Below are 18,200 nucleotides of genomic sequence, written 5' to 3'. Positions count from 1 at the left end.
CGGCAACCATGGCAGCGTGGACGGATGTCGAGCTTCGAGCGATCGCAGAAGGCGATAAAGCGGCTGATTCGCCTGGGCTGATCCCAGCCGGATTGACCGGTGCCGACCAGATCGCATGGCGCGCGGGCTTCGCGCGCGGATGGAATGGTCTCGGCGAGAGCGCCCGAGCGGAGGGGCACCCGAAGGCGCCGTTTAAAGCTGGCTGGCAGGCGGGCTTTACCATCGCGAAGGCCGCCGCACGCGGATACGAGGAGGCTAGGGAGCGCCTTGAGGTCGCCTTGGCCCTCTTGGACTGCCCCTGGGCCACCTGGAGTTCCGTGCAGCGCGACGCCTTCGAAGACGGCGTCGAATGTGGGCGCCGCGGGCTGATACCCACCCCAACTCTCCGCTACCGCGGCCGCCTGCGCGAACAGGATGCCATCTGGTGGTTGGGCTGGAGAGATGGCTTCGCCATCATGACCGGCAAAGCAGCACAGGTTGAACGTCACCCGGTGACTGAACCATCTCCAGTCGGAATTGCACTGAGCATCAAGACTGAGGATTCGCCCCGCCCCCCCCGTTCCGGAGTCGAACGCCAGCGCGCCTACCGCACACGACGAAAAACCCGTTCGATCGACATTGGTGAGGAGACTTATGAACTGCTACGGCGCCTATGCCAGCGCAACGGCTGCACCGTGAACGACGCCCTCCGCCTTGCCCTGCAAACCGTTCTCACCTCTGGCTATGCCAACAGGTCTCGGAACGACGCCGATTGACCGCAATGTCAGCTTCCAGACCCTGATGCTGGACGCCATCGACCTGCTGCTGGCCCAAGAGGGGGAGGAGCCGGTTGGCCGCTGGGAAACGCGCAGGAAGCCCCGCTAGGGGGACACTGCATCAAATTTTATGCTGGACGTAATGCGTAAGGTAGGCTAGATGATCGGCAGCTGGCACGACACTGAGACGGAAGACCTCTTCAACGGAGGAAAAGGACACCGGAGCTGGCAAAGCTTCGCCAGGGTAGCCCGCCGAAAACTTCTGATGGTGGAGGCGGCGAGAAACCTAGGGGACCTGAAAAACCCTCCCGGCAACAAGCTGGAAGAGCTGAAAAAGAAGCGGAAGGGGCAGCACGCGATCCGGATCAACGACCAGTATCGGGTCTGCTTTACCTGGGGCACCGACAACAAGGCCTATGGCATCGAGATCACCGACTACCACGACGAGTGAATAAGAGGAGGCAGGTGATGAAACAGGACATGCTCATCCACCCCGGCGAGATCCTGAAGGAAGAGTTCCTGGGCCCGCACGGGCTGAACCCGCACCAACTGGCGACACGCCTGGGCGTACCGCCCAATGCGATCACCGCGATAGTCAATGGCCAGCGGGGCATCAGTGGGCCGATGTCGAAGCTCCTGGGGCATGCTTTCGGGATGTCCGAGGACTTCTTCGCCAACCTTCAGACCCGATACGAGCTCGACCTCGCGACCATCGACGCCGGGAGGGACGAGAAATCTGCTGAACGGCTGCGGCGAGCCGACGAGCTCGCGCGCGAACTCTGCGTGGCCTGAACGGGCTACGACCCGCCGCGGCGCCCGCCCCGCGTCGACAGCCTTGGCCTCCTCGATCCTAGCATCGGGGGCGGGAGCCGCGGGAACGGGAGCGGCCCTGACCTGGACGATGTCACCCGGTGACACGACCACCCGCACCGGCGCGACCTCCCCGGTCGGTTCTCGGACCGGCTCCTGGAATCATAGCTGGTAGCCGCCGGGCAGAGGCTAGTGGCCCAAAACCAGTTAGATCATCCCGGACACCGATATAGCTGCTTCCTAGTGACTATCATGCCGATATCTATCTGCCCTGCTCGACTAACGCGGCCACGGCATCCTCAATGACCTCAGCAATGACCTGCTGACGCTCCTTGGCGAGGCGCAGAATCGCCGACTTGGTTTCGGCCGTGACCCGGACGTTCAGTTGGTGATCGCGCCCGGTCGCCCTCAGAGACCGGCCGTCTAGCACCGGCGGCGCGGCGACCAACACCGGCGGATCCGGCGGCCGTTCGATGCCAGCGGCGCCCTCGTCGGACGGTGGCGGGGACGGCAGGCGCCGCTTGAGCTTCGAGACGTCGGCCATGGTGCTACTCCGGAATGGCGTCGATCAAGGACTGGACAACGACGTCGGCCGCCGCCCGGAGCGTGGGCGCGGCCGCTTCAGTAACGGCGCGGCCGCCATTCTGGGCGGCTCGGTAGCTGGCGCGCTCTGGCAGGTATCCGGCTGCGACTCGATAGCCCGCCTCACCGATGTAGGACCGCGCCGCCTCTGCCTCGGCTTCGGTCGAGATCCGGGTCAGCGCGCAGATGATGCGACCTGCGGGGATGCCCGCCTTGACGAGCGAGTGGGCGACGCGGACGACCGGCCGCAGGTCGTCCAGGCTGGCTCCAGCAGGCAGCACGGCGAGGTCCGCCGCCTTGGCCATTGCCACCGTGTCCTTGTCGGCCCGCGCCGGGCCGTCCAGGACCAGCATATCGGCACCGTCCTGTCGGCGCAGCGCGTCAGCCAGGTGCGCGTAGAGTTGGGCGGTGGGCGAAGGGGATAGTCCGGCCGCAAGACGGTCCCGATGCCAGTCTATCTGACTGCCTTGGTTCAGATCGAGGTCCGCGATGTGGACGCTGAGACCACCGCGAGCGACCTCGACGGCAAGGGCACGGGCGAGGGTCGATTTCCCGACGCCGCCCTTCTGGCTGACGAATGCAATCACCGCCACACCTATATCTCCGCTTGGTGTCTGATAGGTAGCAACTATCTACCCCCAAGGTCCAGGCGCTCCCGCTGGCTCGCAGGGAAGTTCTGGTTATGCTCCCGACACGGGAACCCACCGACTGGATAGAGCGCCGAGCCCTGCGACGTCCCTTTTGGCGTTGCCGCAGGCACGCGCCGTGAATCCGGTGCGGCTGCGGCCGGGCGGGCCTGCTGCCACTCGATGCTTTAGACGCGCCGTCGGACACCAGGCTCTGGCAGATCGCGGACCGGTTGCGCTGCCGGTCCTGCGGCAATCGGCCCCGGGTACTCGACACTGTGCCGCATCAAACTCGCTAGATATCCGGCAACTAGCTGCTACATACTAGCTACCTAAAGTATGCGTGCGGCATCCGTAACTGGCTAAGAGGTTGATTCGGCTTGGGTGCCAGGAGTTCGATAATCTTCGCCGCCACTATGAAGTCCACATTTTGGTTGACCTGCAGCCATCACGAGCCGTCTTCCAGCATTCGCATCTCCAGCGGCGCGTCAGGCTGACCAGCTGGCGCCGTCGACCAGATCCGCGACGTCGTCCGGACGGACAGCCCGGGCATGCTGCAGCCACGGATATAGACCGACACCGAATCCCGACCGATACCCGACCGCCTGGCGAACTCCGATTGCATCCATTCCTTTCCGATCATCGCGGCCTGGAGCCTGCGCACGAACTCGGCCTTGACGGCCTCGGGCGGGTAGCTGGCTGACGGATCCCAGTCTGGGGGCGGTATATCGGCGTGGCACCCATCGGCGCCCTTCTACTGCACGGCGGCAGCCCCTCGTAGAGCGGCACGTCGGCGGTCAACAAAACGTCCTCTGAATTCGACGTCCGAGGGTCGCAGCATCTGCTCCCCCCGTTACTCCATGATTTTGAATCACATTACGTGGACCCGGGTAATACGTTGCGTGAGCCGTGTAATATATCTCATGAGCCGACTCGTGGCCTTAAACGCCGCTTCGCGGTCCGGCACGGCGCCCGTCATCCAAGCCAAGCGACTGCTGTAGACCATCTCGTAGAGTCCCTAGGCCGTCGCTGGGAAATCTCGCGGCGGCACAAGCGGAAGCCGGTGCGCATCACGTGCCGCAGCCCACCGCTCACATGCGACTGACCGGCGCATCTACCGGCAGCGCCAGGGCTTGACGCTCGGCATCCTAAAGCCCGTGCCCGCGCCGCTCGTCGTAATTGACCAACGCCAGGTCTCCGCGCCGCGCTCTGGCAGCCAGCAGGTCTCGTAAGCCCGGCGGAGGATGCCCGTCTTGAACCTGGCCGGGCGCCGGGCCTACCGGCGGCACGCCAACGGACGGTGTGACGCAGGGCATCTTGCCGTCCACATGCCACTACCGCGTGCGGCAGGCGGACCTAGCACAGACAGCACCCTTGTCAGTTCTGCTCAAATATGGGCAAAAATGCACACTCACTCGGCGCAGCACGACTCAAAGGGGGTGCCGTGGCTCAAATAGAGCGGAGCTGGAAATGACACGCGTGGCCGTTCTGCTCACGGAGGTTGAAGGCGAACGGTTTGATGCGTTCTGCCGCGAGCGTGGCCACAAGAAGAGCACGCTGATAGCGCGGCTTATCAAGGAGCACCTTAATAGCGAAGGGTATGCTTCCCAGCCGGAACTCTTCGGCCGCGGGAGAAAGGCGGTTGCCGTGGCGGACATTCGTCCGACCCGGGGAGAAGGACGGCGGAAGCTGTAATGCGCGAGAAGAAAACTGGTTTGAAGGCCCTCCCACCTCGCTCTCCGAGGCAGGATGAGACCTCACGTCCGCTTACGATTGGCGTGGTGGATTTCTTCTGCGGGGCTGGAGGCGTTAGCATCGGGCTCAAGGCCGCATCCAACGACCGTGTCCAGTACGTTATCGTCGAGGGAATCGACAACGATCCCTATTGTGCTCGCACCTACGAACTGATGGTCGGCTCTCCCTGCGATACTTCCGACATCCTCGCCCTCTCTCGCTCGCGGAAGGCATTGGCGTCGAAGATCAAGTCATGGGACTTAGGTCGGTTCGACCGCGTCCTGCTCGTAGGCTGCTCCCCGTGCCAGGGCTTCGCTGCCCATCGCAAGTCTATTAACTGCGAGGATCCCCGACGGAACCTATTCGAGGCGTTCTGTCGGATTGCTGTGGTGGTTAAGCCGGACGCAATCCTCATGGAGAACGTCCCGGACATTTTTTCGGCCGATCACTGGTCGCACTTCCAGGCGGGTCACGACCTGCTGACCGGGGAAGGCTATAAAATCCGGAGCGGTATCTACAATTTTGCAGGCTTCGGTCTGCCGCAGGAGAGATTTAGAGCCGTCGTCATGGCGTTCAGGGAGGACTTCGAGCTTCCGGCAGCCCCCCTTGGACCTGACGGCTATCGTACGGTTCGCCACGCGATTGGGCATTTGCGGCCATTGGCATCAGGAGAGGCAGATCCCTCCGATCCGATGCATGTCGCGTCCAATCACCGGCAGAGCACCTTGGATACGCTGCGCCGCGTTCCCAAGGATGGGGGAAACCGCCCCCAAGGTGTCGGTCCGGCCTGCCTCGACCGCACGCGCAGCAAACACGGAGGCTACACCGATGTTTATGGGCGCCTCGCCTGGGGCAAACCCTCCGTCACCGTTACCGCCCGCTGCCGCACCCCGTCCTGTGGCCGTTACGCGCACCCAGAGCAGGATCGTGGTCTGACTACGCGGGAAGCGGCCCTGCTGCAGGGCTTTCCACCGGATTATATGTTCGTCGGTCCTTTCGACGATGGTTTCAAGCAAGTAGGAAACGCGGTTTCGCCTTTGGTCGCGATGCAGCTCGCAAAATTTATCGCAGGACGCCTTGCGGGTTTGGACTGCACGGAATGGGAGCGAGGCGTGCCGCCGATCAAGGTATCGGCCTCCGTGGGCCCCGGCTTTGCCGTGACCATTAACGGCATCAAGCGCCGCAGGCGGCGGGAACAGGAGCTGGAGAATGTCGTCGCAGCCTGACGTCCCGGTCGGGGGTGTCGCGATTGACCTGTTCTCTGGCGCTGGCGGCCTTTCTCTAGGGCTCTCCCAGGCGGGCTTCACGGTCGCCGCGGCGGTGGACAACGATCCCGTCGCGATCGCGTCGTATCACCGGAACCTGGGCAATCATGCGTCGGCGGCTCCGATAGAAGAGGTGTCGGCGGCCGATCTCCTGGCGAGGGCGGGCCTCGGGCGGGGCGAAGTGACCTTGCTAGCCGGTGGGCCGCCTTGCCAAGGATTCTCCCTACAGCGTAGGGGGGACCGAGATGATCCGCGCAACGTCCTTGTCCTGCAGTTCCTTAGAATGGTCGAGGAGATCCGCCCCCGCTTTTTCTTAATGGAAAACGTCGGCGGGCTGCTTACAAAGCACGGCAAGGATTTGCTGCGCGAGTTTTCCCTACGGACATCCAAGCTAAATTACGTCATCCACGTTGATCTGCTCAACGCAGCAGACCACGGAGTTCCCCAGGTTCGAAAGCGCGCCTTCTTGGTCGGCGAGCACGCGCCCGGCCTCGACACACGTTTTTCCTTTCCTGATGCTCTCGAAGGGAAGAAGAAAACCGTTCGGGACGCGATAGGCGATTTACCCAGCCCACCGGCCGACGGAAGCCCACACCCGTTTTATCAAGGCCATTACCGGGAAGGGCGCCTTTCGGCCGTGAACGCAGAGCGTATCCGCCATGTGCCCGAGGGTGGCGGCCGGGAAAACCTCCCAGATCATCTTCAGCTTGATTGCCACAAGAACAACCCCAGCCACCGCCACATGGATGTCTATGGCCGCTTGGCGTGGGACGAGCCGTCAGTGACGCTGACAGCGCGCTTCGACAGTTTTACAAGGGGGCGCTTCGCGCATCCCCGGGAGCACCGCAGCCTCACCGTACGCGAGGGCGCCAGGATCCAGACCTTCCCGGATACCTTCCACTTTGAGGGGAATCGCGAGGACGGCGCCCGCCAGGTGGGGAACGCGGTACCGCCACTCTTGGCCCGACGTATGGGTGAGGCGATCCTGAGGGCCGCACATCGTTGACATTACGGTCGGACGGCGGCGACCCTCGCGCAGTTTTCTTGAACTGGGCAAGCCTTGTCGGACTCGATCGAACCTGACGACCAATTAACTGCGCCCGGCGAGGATACATCTGCCGACGATGCAGACGACGCGATTGCGGATTCAGGAGGCCCGGCAAGAACCCCAGAGGGCGATCCGTGCTGGCCCGCGCCCGATCGCGACGCGCTCCAGATCGGGGAATTCCCAAGCTACGTGCCTGCACCGAGAGTTGGAGCCCTCCTCCGGATGGACGGGCTCCAGGGACGCGACGAGGTCGCTGTAAAGGCCGTGACTGGACTGGAGGTCAAGCGGCCACGCAGATGGGTGAAGATGCTCGAGCGGCTGGCCGTCTTCCACCCGGGCGACGGCGCGCTCCGGCTAGGGCGGCTCGGACGTTTCCTTCGGGATGCCGCCGAACCTGGCGGAATGAGGATCCTGGTGGCCCGCGAGGTCATCCCAGTTCTTTGGCGCTACCAGTTCGACAATCCGGTCGAGCGCGGCATGCCGCGCGGCTGCTCGGTTCATCCCTACTGGGCCATCCTGAAAGCCGCCGCGGAGCTCGATTGGAAGATCCATTGGGACGAGGTGGATCGCGAACTGATGCGCATCAAGCGTGACGAGGAGCTCGAAGCGGTCATCAACCGCATCCGGACGGCGCGCCTGGATCCGGGTTACTCGGCCTTCCTGGGTGGAGGATCCAACGGTCCGGGCCTGCTCCGGGGACGGGCGCATCCAGCGAAGCCGAGTGCTCCCGCCGGGAAGACGCCTGAAGGCCAGCTGCGTGACCAGAAGATGACCCCGTTCCTAAAGCGGGCAGGGTTTGGTGAGTTGCTCCTGGAGTCGCCGGGCGGCGGCGGCGGCGGGTATTGGACGGTTCCCTCTCAGGTGCGGGCCGCCGTCACCGAAGCCTTGTCCACGCCTCCGGAAGCCAAGGATTTCCCTACCACTCAGGAGTGGATTGAGTGGTTCTGCGAAGGCGACACCGCGCCACCTGCAGCGCCCAACATCCCGCCACTCTCCCCGCCTCCCGTGGCCATACCTCTTGCCAATCTTACGCTTGCTGCCGTCAAAGCCGCTCTCGCCGCGCACGAGCCACACCTTCGCTTCTCAGATGCGCTCCTGGCTTCGGTTGTAGCGGCCCTACGCGCTGGAGACGGCAAGAACTTTGTCATCCTCAGGGGGGTCAGCGGCACGGGAAAATCCCGCTTGGTCGCGGCGATCGCCAAGGCGGTCTACGGCATGGCGGCGGTCCCGGCCCCGTGGCTGACGATGATAGAAGTCCGGCCGGATTGGGCGGACGGAATGCCCCTGCTCGGGCACTACGCCACGGTCGAGAGCCGATACGTCCGGAGGCCGTTCCTGGACGCGCTGCTGGCGGCAAGAGACACCCCGGGCGCCCCCGTGTTCGTCTGCCTCGACGAGATGAACTTAGCCCGTGTCGAGTACTATCTCGCCGAGTTTCTGAGCGCGATGGAGTCGGGCATAGAGGTGCCGCTCGATCGCCGCGGGGACATGTCCGTGCCGCCGGGCCTGGCTTGGCAGCCGAACCTCTGTCTGTTCGGCACCATCAACGTCGACGAGACTACCCTTCCAGTGAGCGACAAGGTGCTCGACCGTGCGCAGGTGATCGACACCAGCGACATCAATCTGGCAGGTCCGCTCGACGGTTGGCTGAGCGGTCAGGCGGGCCTGGACGATGAAGAGAAAGCGCGGATACGCGACATCGTCACGGGGATCTGGGGCATCCTTGCCCAGGTCGGCGCGCAGTTCGGCTTCAGGACAGCCAGGGCCGTCGTCCGGTTCGTGGCCGAGGCCAAGGCTAGCTCGGGCGGAGCACTCGACGTGAATGCGGCCCTGGACCTGCAGTTGCGGCAGAAGATCCTCGTCAAGCTGCGCGGCGAGGGCGAAAGCTGGTCCGTGGCGCTTGAAGCCTTGCAGGCCGCGCTCGCTCCCTTAGGCAACGGCCCTGGGTCGGCATCGTCCGTCGTGACGCGCATGAGGGCCGATCTCGAAAGGTTGGGGAGCTTCCAATTCTGGAGCTGACCCTTTCCGTCCGTCGTGCCGGAACCGCCGAGACGTATTCGATGCTGCCCGCAATGGCGGTGCCGTCCGGCTTCTTTATGGAGAACGGCCGCTACGAGTTCCTGCTGCTCTTGGACGGCCTTCCCCCACCCTCCGATGTGGCGGTGCTCGTCAACGACGTCCCCAGGGACTGTCTGATTCGCGCCGGGCGGGCCATCTTTCCTTACGAAGCCGAGTTCGCCGCCGGTGCCATTCGTGTCGATGTCGTCCGGGCCAGGCGCGTTGTCGCATCCGTCGAGATCGTCGTGGATCCGGCTGTGGCCAAGCTCACCCGGGACGAGTACGCCGCAATGATCGCAGAAATATCCGAAGCCACGCTGGCCCTCTACAGGCTGGGCGGTGCAACCGTAGCGGCGGCGGTCGGACCTTCGGGTCAGCGTTCCGACGTGGTGACGCTTGATCTGGTGCGTACAAACATCGACGCGTTCGAGCGGGCCGTCGGCCGGATCGCGGACCGCCCCCTGCGCGTTCTGCGCTCCGCCGTGTCCGAGACGGCCATCGAGCACGCGAAGCACCTTGACGATCGTGCGCTCGAGGGCGCCTTGCGTAGCCGCCATGCCCGACCGGCTTCAGATGCGGAGACACGAGCCTCTCCGGCGTTGGTCGCTGCTTTAAGAGGCGCCTGGATCCCGCGGATCGTGGAGCGCACGGGCTACGAGAGCATCAACATCTACGAGCACCGGGCGATCCTGGGTTTCGTGCGGTGGCTGGATGCGGCGCTCGGCGACATGGCCCGACGACTTTCAGTTAGGTCCGCTTACTCCCCCGATCCGGCCGCTGCGGTCCAAGCTGCCCGGCTTGCGCTCTGGCGCGCTCGGCTGGGCGGCTTGGCGCGGCGGTCCCTGTTCGCGCAACTGCGGCCCGACTGGCATCTCAGGCCGACGAGCGCGTTCCGGATGAGGCCGGACTACGCAGCCGCCTTCAATGCCATGGCGCGAATGCGGTCGGGCCTAGGCGGAAAGGTCTCGGCGGCCCCGGCAGTGCCGTTGGAGCGCACGCACGTCCTCTACGAGATTTGGTGTTACGTGCTCATCCTGCGCGCCGCCGCAGAGCGTTACCCGGCCGCTAGGGCCGGGGTGGCATCGATCCTGCGGGGCTGTGCCTCCCCAAGCGAGCTCGGAGTTCGCCTGCTTCAGGGAATGGCCCCGGCGGTGCATCTGGAGCCGTCTTTGCGGCTAACCTACCAGCGCCGTTTCAGCCCCATGCCCGATGCAGGCGGCGCACGGACTTTGGTCGTCGACGCGATCCCTGATATTGTTCTCGAGCGCCTCGCCCCCTTAGGACAAGTCGCAGGTGTGGTGGTGCTCGACCCCAAGTACAGGACAGGCGCCTCCTTGCTCGAGGGCATACGGGACCTGCATGTCTACCGAGATGCAGTTCTCGGCAGCGACGGATCCCCGCTTGTGCGTGCCGCCGTTGCCCTTGCTCCCCGCGCCACCTTCCCGCCCCCTATCGTCGGACGCCTGCCGCGAGCGGCCCCATGCGTTGCGGTAGCACGACCCGGACACGATCCCGCAGTATTCGGCAGACTTCTCGAGGCCACAATAGAAGCGTTGGCTAACGGCAGGACTGAGCTGCAAGAGGCCAGCTGACGCTCAGTCGGATCTCAGGAAGCTGCCGAGGCGCTGCTCAAGATCAGTTGCAAGCTTCGTTTGACATTCCCAGACGATCAAAACGTTCCACCCGAGCTGCCGCAGTGCCTCCTCGTTAATGGCGTCCCTCTCCACGTTGCGACGGAGCTTCTGTTCCCAGAACGCCAGGTTGGTTGAGGGCATCCTGCCCGCCCGGCAACCTGCATGGGAGTGCCAGAAACAGCCATGCACCAGGAGCACTTTCCTGAGCCGGGGAAAAACAAGATCCGGGGTGCCTGGAAGGCCTCGACGATGCAACCGGAACCTGAATCCGAGCCTATGCACTACCCGCCGGACAGCCATCTCGGGACCCGTATCTTTGCCGCGCACGCGCGACATCAGGCGGGATCGTTCTTCTTGGGTCAGGCGGTCCATACCCGAACGGTACTCCTGCTGACACGTCGTTGGGGCTAATATGGGACGGCTTTGGAGGCGAGCAGCGACGATGGGGGGGCGGGAAAAGCGTTGGATGCTCCTGGCCGAGGATGGCCGTCATGTCTGGCTTGGTCGCCATTCGGATCCTGCTCTGGAGGAGATCGAGGCTGCGGAGGCTCGCCTGCGAGAGATGAACCTAGGAGGCTGGCTGGCCATCCATGATGGTGATTATTGGGACCGCGAAAAGCCGGTTAATCTCATGATGGTTCGGTCTCTTGCCTCGCCAGCGGCAACCTGGGAGCAGTCCCGTGACTGCTTCGAGGCCAAACGGAGAGAATGGCTGACGCCGTAACTCCTCGACCTATCACCGCCTGAGCTGTCCCAAGGCGCGGACCAGATGCCGGGATGCAGCCTGACCTCGGGGTGCTTCGTCGTGTGGCCAATCGTCAGCAGCCCTTCCGATCCTGTGTCCAGCATAATGTAGACATAGCCTGTGGCCCTGGATCTGCTGACGATAGGGGCGGGGCGGGCCTGCTCGGCGATGGGTTTCCACCGTTCCGCACAACGCTACCGGTCGCGGCGTGACCCGCAGGTCGAGTTGCGGATGCGCCTGCGCGACTTGGCTGCGGCCCGGGTCCGCCAAGGCTACCGACGTCTGCACGTGCTTCTGCGGCGCGAAGGCTGGCCGGTGAACCACAAGGACGTCCACCGGCTCTATGCCGAGAAGGGGCTGTCGTTCCGAACCAAGTCGCCCTGCGCGCGCAGCTGACCGCCTTGGGCACCGAGACGCGCGCAGGTGTCGCGGCACTCCTCGGCGCCGATGTCGCCACCCTGCGTCGGCACTGTGACGGCGCAAACAATCCTAAACTTGACTTTACAGCGACAAGAATGGGCTGCACGAGCTTTCCGACGACAGCTACTTCCGTCCTACGGTCCAACCGCCCACTGCAACTACGACGGGGCTGTCGGCAGCAGGATCTACAGGACCTGCCGAAGAGCCGATCCCAGCGACAAGGCTCGAGCTCAAAGGCAGCAGCAGCAGCAGCAAGCGGGCGATGAACATGTGATTACTCCTTCGATTCTTGGTAGAGAACTGCTTGGCAATCGCGGAACGACACGCCGTCCGCCCCACGGTTTGATCGGAACATGGGCTCGAGGCGGCGCATCGCCGAAGCGAACGTCTGATCTGAGGCCTTCTCGGCATCGAGGACCTTTCGAGCTTTGCTAAGGGCCGGGATCGCGATGTCGTCATACGCGACGATGGCGGCGAAGCCGATCCAATGATCCCGATCACGGATCAGTGCCATTCGCCCTTGGACTTCGCTTCCGATATGGCTGAGAAAGCGATCTTCCGTGAAGAGGTTCTTGGCAAATTCGACGCTCTGCTGCCAGGCCCCGGTGTAGAGCAGAGAGAGCCAAGCGTTCGTGAGCGGGTAAACACGCCGGTTGCGATAGATCTCGGAAACGAACAGCGCCTGATCGACATACCCCCGTTTCACCGCTGCCCGGACTGCGGTTTCGACCGCCTTCGAGACGACGCCGTCTACGTGAAGTACTCCGATTTGGAACGTCGCGAGCCGAAACCTAGTAAGATCAAGACCCAACTTTTCCTTTCCAGAGGGTTGGTTAGGGAGGCTAGCCAGGATGCTCTGGATTTGAACGAGCACTCGGCTGACGCGCTCGCGCGTAGCGGGATCCAGCGCTTCCTTCAGCAGCTCAGGATCGAGAGTGTTGCGCAGTGCCATGCGCCTGGGCTCGGTGGCTGCAATCAGGACGTAGCTGGCGATCATTCCGTAAAATAGGCGATTCAGGTCTCCAGCACTGCTGCCCTTCAGAGCGGCAGGCACCCAGGCGCGCAGCGCGTCATGTACGACTTCGTTGGCGCGATCTCCGACGAGTTTGCCAAATTCGCCCATCGCCTCGTACACGGTCAGCCATCGCTTCTCGCTGTGGAGGCTCCAAGGCGGAGTGGCCACGTTGTAGGCAGCCTCCAGCAGTTGGCTCAGCATTTCACGAGTAACCGCGACGGGCTCGCCACGGAGAAGAGAGAGGACAGTGTCCCGCGGAACCTCAAGTCCAAGGGAGCCGCGCACGACAGTGTCGGTGAACACCCGGTCGCTGCGGATCTCCTTCTTCCTGCCATGGTAGCGCAGAAGATGGACGTAGCCCTCGGCCATACCCACTGGCGAGAGGGGATCGACGATCGCTTTCACGCTCGCTCTCCAGTTTCGCTGTAAGCCTCATAGCAAGGCTTCTTGCCGAAACGATGGGTCATTTTCGGCAAAATCGAGACGGGGAGAAACGCCTCGGAATAGCCGGGGATGGCAGGACGCGCCCGGAATTACCGGATGCGGCGACCCAGGCTGGCGCGGCCGTTATTCCGAATGGAGACCGGCACAAAGATGCCTCAGCGTCCGAGTCAAGGCGCGATGAGCGCTGACCGCTGAGGAGACCAACCCATGACGAAGTTCTTCGTGCTGCACATCGTGCTCGCGCTGGTGCTCGGTGCCTGCGGCGTCCGCGGCGTGCAGATGACCGTGAGTGCCTCGGGGCGAGATGCGCCGCTGGTTTCGATTGCGGTCGACTTTGTCGAAAGCTCGACGAATGGGGAGAACGGAAAATGACGCGCGCAACTTTTCGGCCAGCCGCCGCCATGATCAGTGAGGAGCGTAAGAGCCCTACACGGCGACTGCTCCTCGGAGGTGCTGCTGGGGCGCTGCTTCCGACTTTCGCTGCACCAAAGCCGTTGGTGGCGGCCAATGACAATCAAGACCCTGACACCCCGCCCCCGGCTGGAGGTGCCGGGGTACGGCGTCCGTGGCCGCACGAAACCCGCGACCAGAAGGATCTGTGGGCGTTCTATGGTGATCCCCGCGACGACTCCCAGCTCGTACGTGTGCGATGCCCGTGGCCGCTTCAAGTCGTTTGGCAGCACGGCGCCATCCGGCGGGATCTGATTGCTCATCGCCGTGTCGCTACCAGCCTGGCAGAGGTCCTGGAACGTGTTTGGGAACGTTACGGGTCTGGCGAGATCAGGGCGCTTGGATTTGACCGCTTCGGTGGTGACCGGGTCCTCCGAAAGATGGTGGGAGCGGATCGCTGGTCGCTGCATGCGTGGGGCGTTGCGTACGACTTCGATCCCGAGCGGAACCCCCTCAACTGGAACCGCCTGCGCGCGACACTTGCGCGCCCTGAGTGCCGCGAATGGTGGGAAATCTGGGAGGGGCAGGGTTGGTTCAGCCTTGGACGCCAGCGCGATTTTGATTGGATGCACGTCCAAGCGGCAACGCGGAGCTACTGACGCTCCCGCCCCATTCACCGGACGGCAGCAGCAGCGGGTTTGGCGGTCTGATTGAGCACAGGGCCTGCGCATGCTTCCGCTTGCAGCGGTGATGCCGGGCTTGGGGCGTGCGGCGTTGGGGGCATTGGCCCCGTTGCTCATGGTCCGGTTGGCTGGAAGCTGCGGGCGAGGCCACGGAACAGCACTGCGTGCGGGAGGCGGCGGCAAAGGCGATGCACACGTGGCTGGCGGTCTTGATGACGCGGCTCGCGACCTTGAGCATGTGCAGCCGCTGAGTGACGAACTCGGCGCTGGCCAGCGGGTGCGGCCTGGCGATACGGTTGCGCAGGGTCAGCATCAGGAAGGTCCGCTCTCTGTCCTATAGCGGACCCTTTCTGGACAGATGGTAGCGAGCCCCGTGGCTGCTTGGCGCAAAGGATTGAGTGTGATCTTTTCCAGCCGCCTGGAAGCCGGTTCCTGCAAGGAATCCTTGTGTGATCCTTGTCAGCTTAGTCCATCGCGTGGGTCACTGATGGACGGGAGCTGATCCTATCGAGGGATCTGGATGTGATCCTTGTCAGCTTAGCTTTTTGGCTTCGTCAGCGGGGGACTGGGGCCGGAGAAGGCACAAGGATCAGTCCACGATCCACTACCCGGACCCTGGCTGCCTTGTAGGTCGAGAGGGCCAAGTGCAGTGGTCCCTCGAACTGCGGCCGGAAATTCTTCAGCAGGCCAACTCGCGTCCCGAACTGGCGCCAGAGCTTGTCCCAGGAAACCGGCGTCTCGCGCTCAAGGCTGTGCAGGCGGAAGGCCAGCCACAGGTAGATGTCGATTGCCATCGGCGACTTCGTCAGTTGGCGGATGGCGCCGCGGTCCACGGGAACCGGATGGCGCCGCAACTCGTCGAAGAAGGCCTGGCTAAGCCGCACGCGTTCAATCAGCCGCATGCTCTGCCGCGTCCGCGGGTCGGGGTTAGCAACGTACTCGAAGGCTTCCACCAACCTTTGGTTCACGATCACTCCGCGACGGTCGTTGCCGAAGGAAAAATCGACCGCGCAAGTAGCCAGCCTTTCCAACTGGTTGACCACCTTGCCGTTGCTGGGGCCACCACGGTTGATGTTGAGGCGCGTCATCAAGGCGCTGGCGGACTTCCCCATGATGATTTCCCGGCTGCCGCGCTCCAATGCTTCGGTCTGCCAGTCCACGAGCAGAAGCCTTGCGAAGCTTCCCATTGGGACGCGTAGTGCTTCCTCGCTGTTGTCGTCGCGCAGGCGCACGCCGGGTCGCACCAGAAGGCGGGCGAAATCCGTCTCAATGAGCCAGTTCTTTCCAGCCGCAAGCTCTCGGTGTGGAAGACCTGCGAGGCACCAAGCCGAGTAGCTGTAGCCGCGCTCGGCAGCGCCCTCGAATTCACGGACGATGGTGGCGGCGGCCGTGTCTGCGATCTGTCTGCCCATGCGTCCGGCCAAGGCTCGAGACAGGGAGGGAGCCTTTGGTTCCAGCGCAACGATCTGCGCTGCGGTCACCGCTCCCTTAGCGCCCTTGGCTTCCACGACGTCATGGACGGTTGCTGTCGGCTTGAACAAGTCGCCCTGCTCGAAGCCGTTTTGCTCGTCCATCATGAGAGGCAGTGCCATGGGCCGGGAATGTGCCTCGTGCACTCGCCGTGTGTCGATATGAACCTTGCAAGCTCAGGGCAATGAGAAAGGGGAGATTCCGATTGTATTGAAAGAGGGCTGGCATGGTTCACGTGGATAACTCTGCAGGAGTTTGATTCCACTGAAGATCCCTGCGAATCGGCGGCTTGCATAGTTCACACAGAAGAGAGGGCCTTTGGACCTAAAGACAGGTCTGGAAGCTCAACCAAAGTCGTCAGCTTGGCTGGTAAGGATCACACTCCGTAGTGCGGGCTCCGCGACTCGACTGGCATCGAGCTGGCTGGCAAAGGTCACATCCTCCGACTGGCGAGCAGTCGTGATTTGATGCACCCGCTCCAAGCCCGTCGGCGCAGGGCCAGCCGCCGGTGACTGCTGCTAGAACAGCTCTCAGCGGCTGCCGGAAGGTGCATCAATGTCCGACCGGCGCGAGAGTGCCGCGGCCAGCTTCTCGAACGCTGTACTCTCGGCGCCATCGGCATCAGCACGGCCTCCGTGAGGCCTCTGAGCGCGCTGACGAGGTTGCCAGAGCAGCGAGCATCGTGCGCCTCGATGGCCGCGACATCACTGAGAAGCACGCCCGGGAAGAGGCCGCGGCAGAGCGCCTGGCTTGCACCCGGCAGCGCGAGCACGAAGCGGCAGAACGTGATCCGGACGTGCGTGAAGCTCGACGCGAGGAGATCGGCGATCAGCTCCCGGGCTGACTGATCTGTTCGGGGATCGCCAGTCCCGCCGCCCTCCGACTGCACGGTGACCGGGAAACTCTAGTTTCCGGCCAGTCATGATGCTTGCGATCCGACCCCTGCCCGATCAACCCTTTGACTGTCCGGGAAATCTGTCCGGCAACTGGGGGCGCAATGAGCACAGGAATCATGTTCGAGGATTTCGCCGAAGGGATTGGCGGTCGCATCATCGCCGCTCTCGGCATGAAGCAGCCAGGGTCTTGGCAAGAACTTCAGCGCATCGTCGCGGCCAACGGGACGATCTTCGTCTCTCGAGCTCGTCGGCTCGATCGGACAGCATCGACAGGTGAGCGAGCCGTGCTGCACGCGCTCCTGGCGGCCGTCGATTATGCGGCGCTGGCCGACGAGCTGTCCGACGGTCGCACGTGGCGGGGTCTCGACGGGCTCGGCCTCGACTGCCGCCTCGCCGTCGCGGCCATCGTCGCACAGCTGCCGGACCACGCAGTCCTCGAGATCGCCCAGTGACCACGCATGGCTACGTGCGCACCTCGACCCACGATCAGAATCCGACTCTGCAGCTCGACGCCCTTCGGGCAGCAGGAGTCGACCAGGTGCTTGAGGAGGTCGGCAGCGGCGCCCGTGCCGAACGGATCGCGCGCGCCGATGCGGCAAGGCGGGCTGAAAATAGGGCCGCCCCCCGGACAGGCCCCCGCCTTTCAGACAGGGGCTTCCAAGTCACAGGAACGGGTTGCTTACGCGGCTCATGCGCTCGTGCTCCGCCATGAGGTAGGTGACGTAGCTCCTGATCAGGTTGCAGTAGAGCCGGGCATCGCTTTTGGGCAGCTCGACCGGGTTCCGGATGTCCGCGCCGTGGCGCACCCCGCCTCCCGTCGGGGAGGATAGGAACCCGTAGAGCGTGGTCACCCAGGCGAGCACCTGATCGAGCATCTGGCCCTTTGAGTGGCGCCGGAGTTCCTGGGCGATCTTGCTGAAGTATTTCTCCTGCACGGTCCCGGAGCCCGTCTCCATTCCACGGAAGGCCGTGGCGACGGTCTCCAGCAGCCACAGGATCTCCGAGACCGCCTGACGATGGCGCCCCTCCAGCAGCAGGCGTTCCGACTCCCGAAGTGCCTGCTGGATGATCTCTTGGGCTTGCTCGTCGAGGGATGGCTGCCTCTCGGGCACGGCCACGGGAGCCGAGTCTCCAGAAAACAAGAGGTCGGGCGGCCGGATCTCGTAGCCGGTGCCAGCCTCGGCCAGGACACGGTTCATCTTCCCAACGTCCGGTACCCCGAAGTTGGGGTTCTTTGCCTTTAAGCTCTGGCAGGCGTCGTAGAACGCCTCGATGAAAACCGGGGCGTTCTCGGCCGCGCTGCGCATCGCGCTGTCAAGGTCGGACTCAGCCCAGCTCATGCTGGAGCTGCGGCCGTAAGAGAAGCCAGCCGCACCAGCAAACGACGCCTTGAAATGCTCCACGATGTCCCAGCGGTTCCCCTGGCCCGCCATCCGCGAGATGTACTCGTAGAACTTGGCAATGACAGTCGGCGGAATTCCTTCCCCCGGTGCTTCGAAACGCCAGTTGGTCGCGTAATTCAACATGCTCGCCACACAGTACAAGGCCGCCCACTAGCCACACAGTCGCCTTCATACCGCAACCGCAACCCGGCACCTATGCAGAACGCGCAGCAGGGCATCGGG

General features: G+C 63.7%; 20 protein-coding genes and 1 pseudogene. 14 read left to right on the top strand and 7 right to left on the bottom strand.

All coding sequences use genetic code 11. The annotated features are described in order from the left end of the window. Window positions 1-8: 8 nt before the first annotated feature. From ACVFYP_RS27470 to ACVFYP_RS27460, 3 genes are all read left to right on the top strand, one after another. Window positions 9-755: a hypothetical protein gene (locus ACVFYP_RS27470; protein WP_499203363.1), complete on the top strand. Its 747-nt coding sequence runs from the start codon at window positions 9-11 to the stop codon at window positions 753-755. A gap of 160 nt (window positions 756-915) precedes the next feature. Beyond that, on the top strand, window positions 916-1,206 hold the full coding sequence (locus ACVFYP_RS27465; protein WP_499203362.1) for a type II toxin-antitoxin system RelE/ParE family toxin: 291 nt from the start codon (window positions 916-918) through the stop codon (window positions 1,204-1,206). A 17-nt stretch (window positions 1,207-1,223) separates the two neighbouring features. Next, on the top strand, window positions 1,224-1,547 hold the full coding sequence (locus ACVFYP_RS27460; protein WP_499203361.1) for a HigA family addiction module antitoxin: 324 nt from the start codon (window positions 1,224-1,226) through the stop codon (window positions 1,545-1,547). Between the two features lie 280 nt (window positions 1,548-1,827). Here the strand turns inward: ACVFYP_RS27460 and ACVFYP_RS27455 are convergent, their stop codons facing one another. Further along, window positions 1,828-2,109 (bottom strand): hypothetical protein, encoded by a 282-nt coding sequence (locus tag ACVFYP_RS27455; RefSeq protein WP_499203360.1) that lies wholly within the window; start codon window positions 2,107-2,109, stop codon window positions 1,828-1,830. Between the two features lie 4 nt (window positions 2,110-2,113). Continuing rightward, window positions 2,114-2,740 (bottom strand): nucleotide-binding protein, encoded by a 627-nt coding sequence (locus ACVFYP_RS27450; protein WP_499203359.1) that lies wholly within the window; start codon window positions 2,738-2,740, stop codon window positions 2,114-2,116. 1,512 nt (window positions 2,741-4,252) lie between these two features. Here ACVFYP_RS27450 and ACVFYP_RS27445 point away from each other — a divergent pair. From ACVFYP_RS27445 to ACVFYP_RS27425, 5 genes are all read left to right on the top strand, one after another. Continuing rightward, the gene (locus tag ACVFYP_RS27445) at window positions 4,253-4,468 is read left to right on the top strand and encodes a hypothetical protein (protein ID WP_499203358.1); all 216 of its coding nucleotides are present in this window, start codon (window positions 4,253-4,255) and stop codon (window positions 4,466-4,468) included. Then, on the top strand, window positions 4,468-5,733 hold the full coding sequence (locus ACVFYP_RS27440; protein WP_499203357.1) for a DNA cytosine methyltransferase: 1,266 nt from the start codon (window positions 4,468-4,470) through the stop codon (window positions 5,731-5,733). The genes ACVFYP_RS27445 and ACVFYP_RS27440 overlap by 1 nt, the downstream gene beginning before the upstream one ends. Next, window positions 5,717-6,778, top strand: a complete 1,062-nt coding sequence (locus ACVFYP_RS27435) for a DNA cytosine methyltransferase (protein WP_499203356.1) — start codon at window positions 5,717-5,719, stop codon at window positions 6,776-6,778. The genes ACVFYP_RS27440 and ACVFYP_RS27435 overlap by 17 nt, the downstream gene beginning before the upstream one ends. A 264-nt stretch (window positions 6,779-7,042) precedes the next feature. Continuing rightward, window positions 7,043-8,839: an McrB family protein gene (locus tag ACVFYP_RS27430; RefSeq protein WP_499203355.1), complete on the top strand. Its 1,797-nt coding sequence runs from the start codon at window positions 7,043-7,045 to the stop codon at window positions 8,837-8,839. Window positions 8,840-8,880: 41 nt separating this feature from the next. After that, window positions 8,881-10,470, top strand: a complete 1,590-nt coding sequence (locus tag ACVFYP_RS27425) for a DUF2357 domain-containing protein (protein ID WP_499203354.1) — start codon at window positions 8,881-8,883, stop codon at window positions 10,468-10,470. A gap of 3 nt (window positions 10,471-10,473) precedes the next feature. Here ACVFYP_RS27425 and ACVFYP_RS27420 read toward each other — a convergent pair whose 3' ends face one another. Beyond that, window positions 10,474-10,884 carry a very short patch repair endonuclease gene (locus ACVFYP_RS27420; RefSeq protein ID WP_499203353.1) on the bottom strand — a complete coding sequence of 137 codons (411 nt, stop codon included), beginning with the start codon at window positions 10,882-10,884 and terminating at the stop codon, window positions 10,474-10,476. 94 nt (window positions 10,885-10,978) lie between these two features. Between ACVFYP_RS27420 and ACVFYP_RS27415 the strand changes: the two genes are divergently transcribed. Next, window positions 10,979-11,236, top strand: coding sequence for a hypothetical protein (locus ACVFYP_RS27415; protein ID WP_499203352.1), 258 nt, complete (start codon window positions 10,979-10,981; stop codon window positions 11,234-11,236). 162 nt (window positions 11,237-11,398) lie between these two features. Beyond that, window positions 11,399-11,638, top strand: a pseudogene (locus tag ACVFYP_RS27410) (IS3 family transposase); the annotation flags it as partial. Window positions 11,639-11,951: 313 nt separating this feature from the next. Here the strand turns inward: ACVFYP_RS27410 and ACVFYP_RS27405 are convergent. Then, window positions 11,952-13,097, bottom strand: coding sequence for a hypothetical protein (locus tag ACVFYP_RS27405; protein WP_499203351.1), 1,146 nt, complete (start codon window positions 13,095-13,097; stop codon window positions 11,952-11,954). Between the two features lie 246 nt (window positions 13,098-13,343). Between ACVFYP_RS27405 and ACVFYP_RS27400 the strand changes: the two genes are divergently transcribed. Beyond that, complete coding sequence (locus ACVFYP_RS27400) at window positions 13,344-13,508, top strand: hypothetical protein (protein WP_499203350.1); 165 nt, start codon at window positions 13,344-13,346, stop codon at window positions 13,506-13,508. A gap of 612 nt (window positions 13,509-14,120) precedes the next feature. Here ACVFYP_RS27400 and ACVFYP_RS27395 read toward each other — a convergent pair. Further along, complete coding sequence (locus ACVFYP_RS27395) at window positions 14,121-14,522, bottom strand: hypothetical protein (protein ID WP_499203349.1); 402 nt, start codon at window positions 14,520-14,522, stop codon at window positions 14,121-14,123. Between the two features lie 241 nt (window positions 14,523-14,763). Further along, complete coding sequence (locus tag ACVFYP_RS27390; RefSeq protein WP_499203348.1) at window positions 14,764-15,801, bottom strand: replication protein RepA; 1,038 nt, start codon at window positions 15,799-15,801, stop codon at window positions 14,764-14,766. 560 nt (window positions 15,802-16,361) lie between these two features. On the opposite strand from ACVFYP_RS27390, the gene ACVFYP_RS27385 reads away from it, so the two are divergent. From ACVFYP_RS27385 to ACVFYP_RS27375, 3 genes are all read left to right on the top strand, one after another. Continuing rightward, window positions 16,362-16,523, top strand: a complete 162-nt coding sequence (locus ACVFYP_RS27385) for a hypothetical protein (RefSeq protein ID WP_499203347.1) — start codon at window positions 16,362-16,364, stop codon at window positions 16,521-16,523. 168 nt (window positions 16,524-16,691) lie between these two features. Then, window positions 16,692-17,027: a hypothetical protein gene (locus ACVFYP_RS27380; protein ID WP_499203346.1), complete on the top strand. Its 336-nt coding sequence runs from the start codon at window positions 16,692-16,694 to the stop codon at window positions 17,025-17,027. Next, on the top strand, window positions 16,928-17,287 hold the full coding sequence (locus ACVFYP_RS27375; RefSeq protein ID WP_499203345.1) for a recombinase family protein: 360 nt from the start codon (window positions 16,928-16,930) through the stop codon (window positions 17,285-17,287). The genes ACVFYP_RS27380 and ACVFYP_RS27375 overlap by 100 nt, the downstream gene beginning before the upstream one ends. On the opposite strand, the gene ACVFYP_RS27370 is transcribed toward ACVFYP_RS27375, so the two are convergent. Then, window positions 17,238-18,098 (bottom strand): hypothetical protein, encoded by an 861-nt coding sequence (locus tag ACVFYP_RS27370; protein ID WP_499203344.1) that lies wholly within the window; start codon window positions 18,096-18,098, stop codon window positions 17,238-17,240. The genes ACVFYP_RS27375 and ACVFYP_RS27370 overlap by 50 nt on opposite strands. Between the last annotated feature and the right edge of the window lie 102 nt (window positions 18,099-18,200).

Source organism: Roseomonas sp. F4, from assembly GCF_053891155.1.
This window is presented reverse-complemented; position numbering and strand designations above follow the sequence as displayed.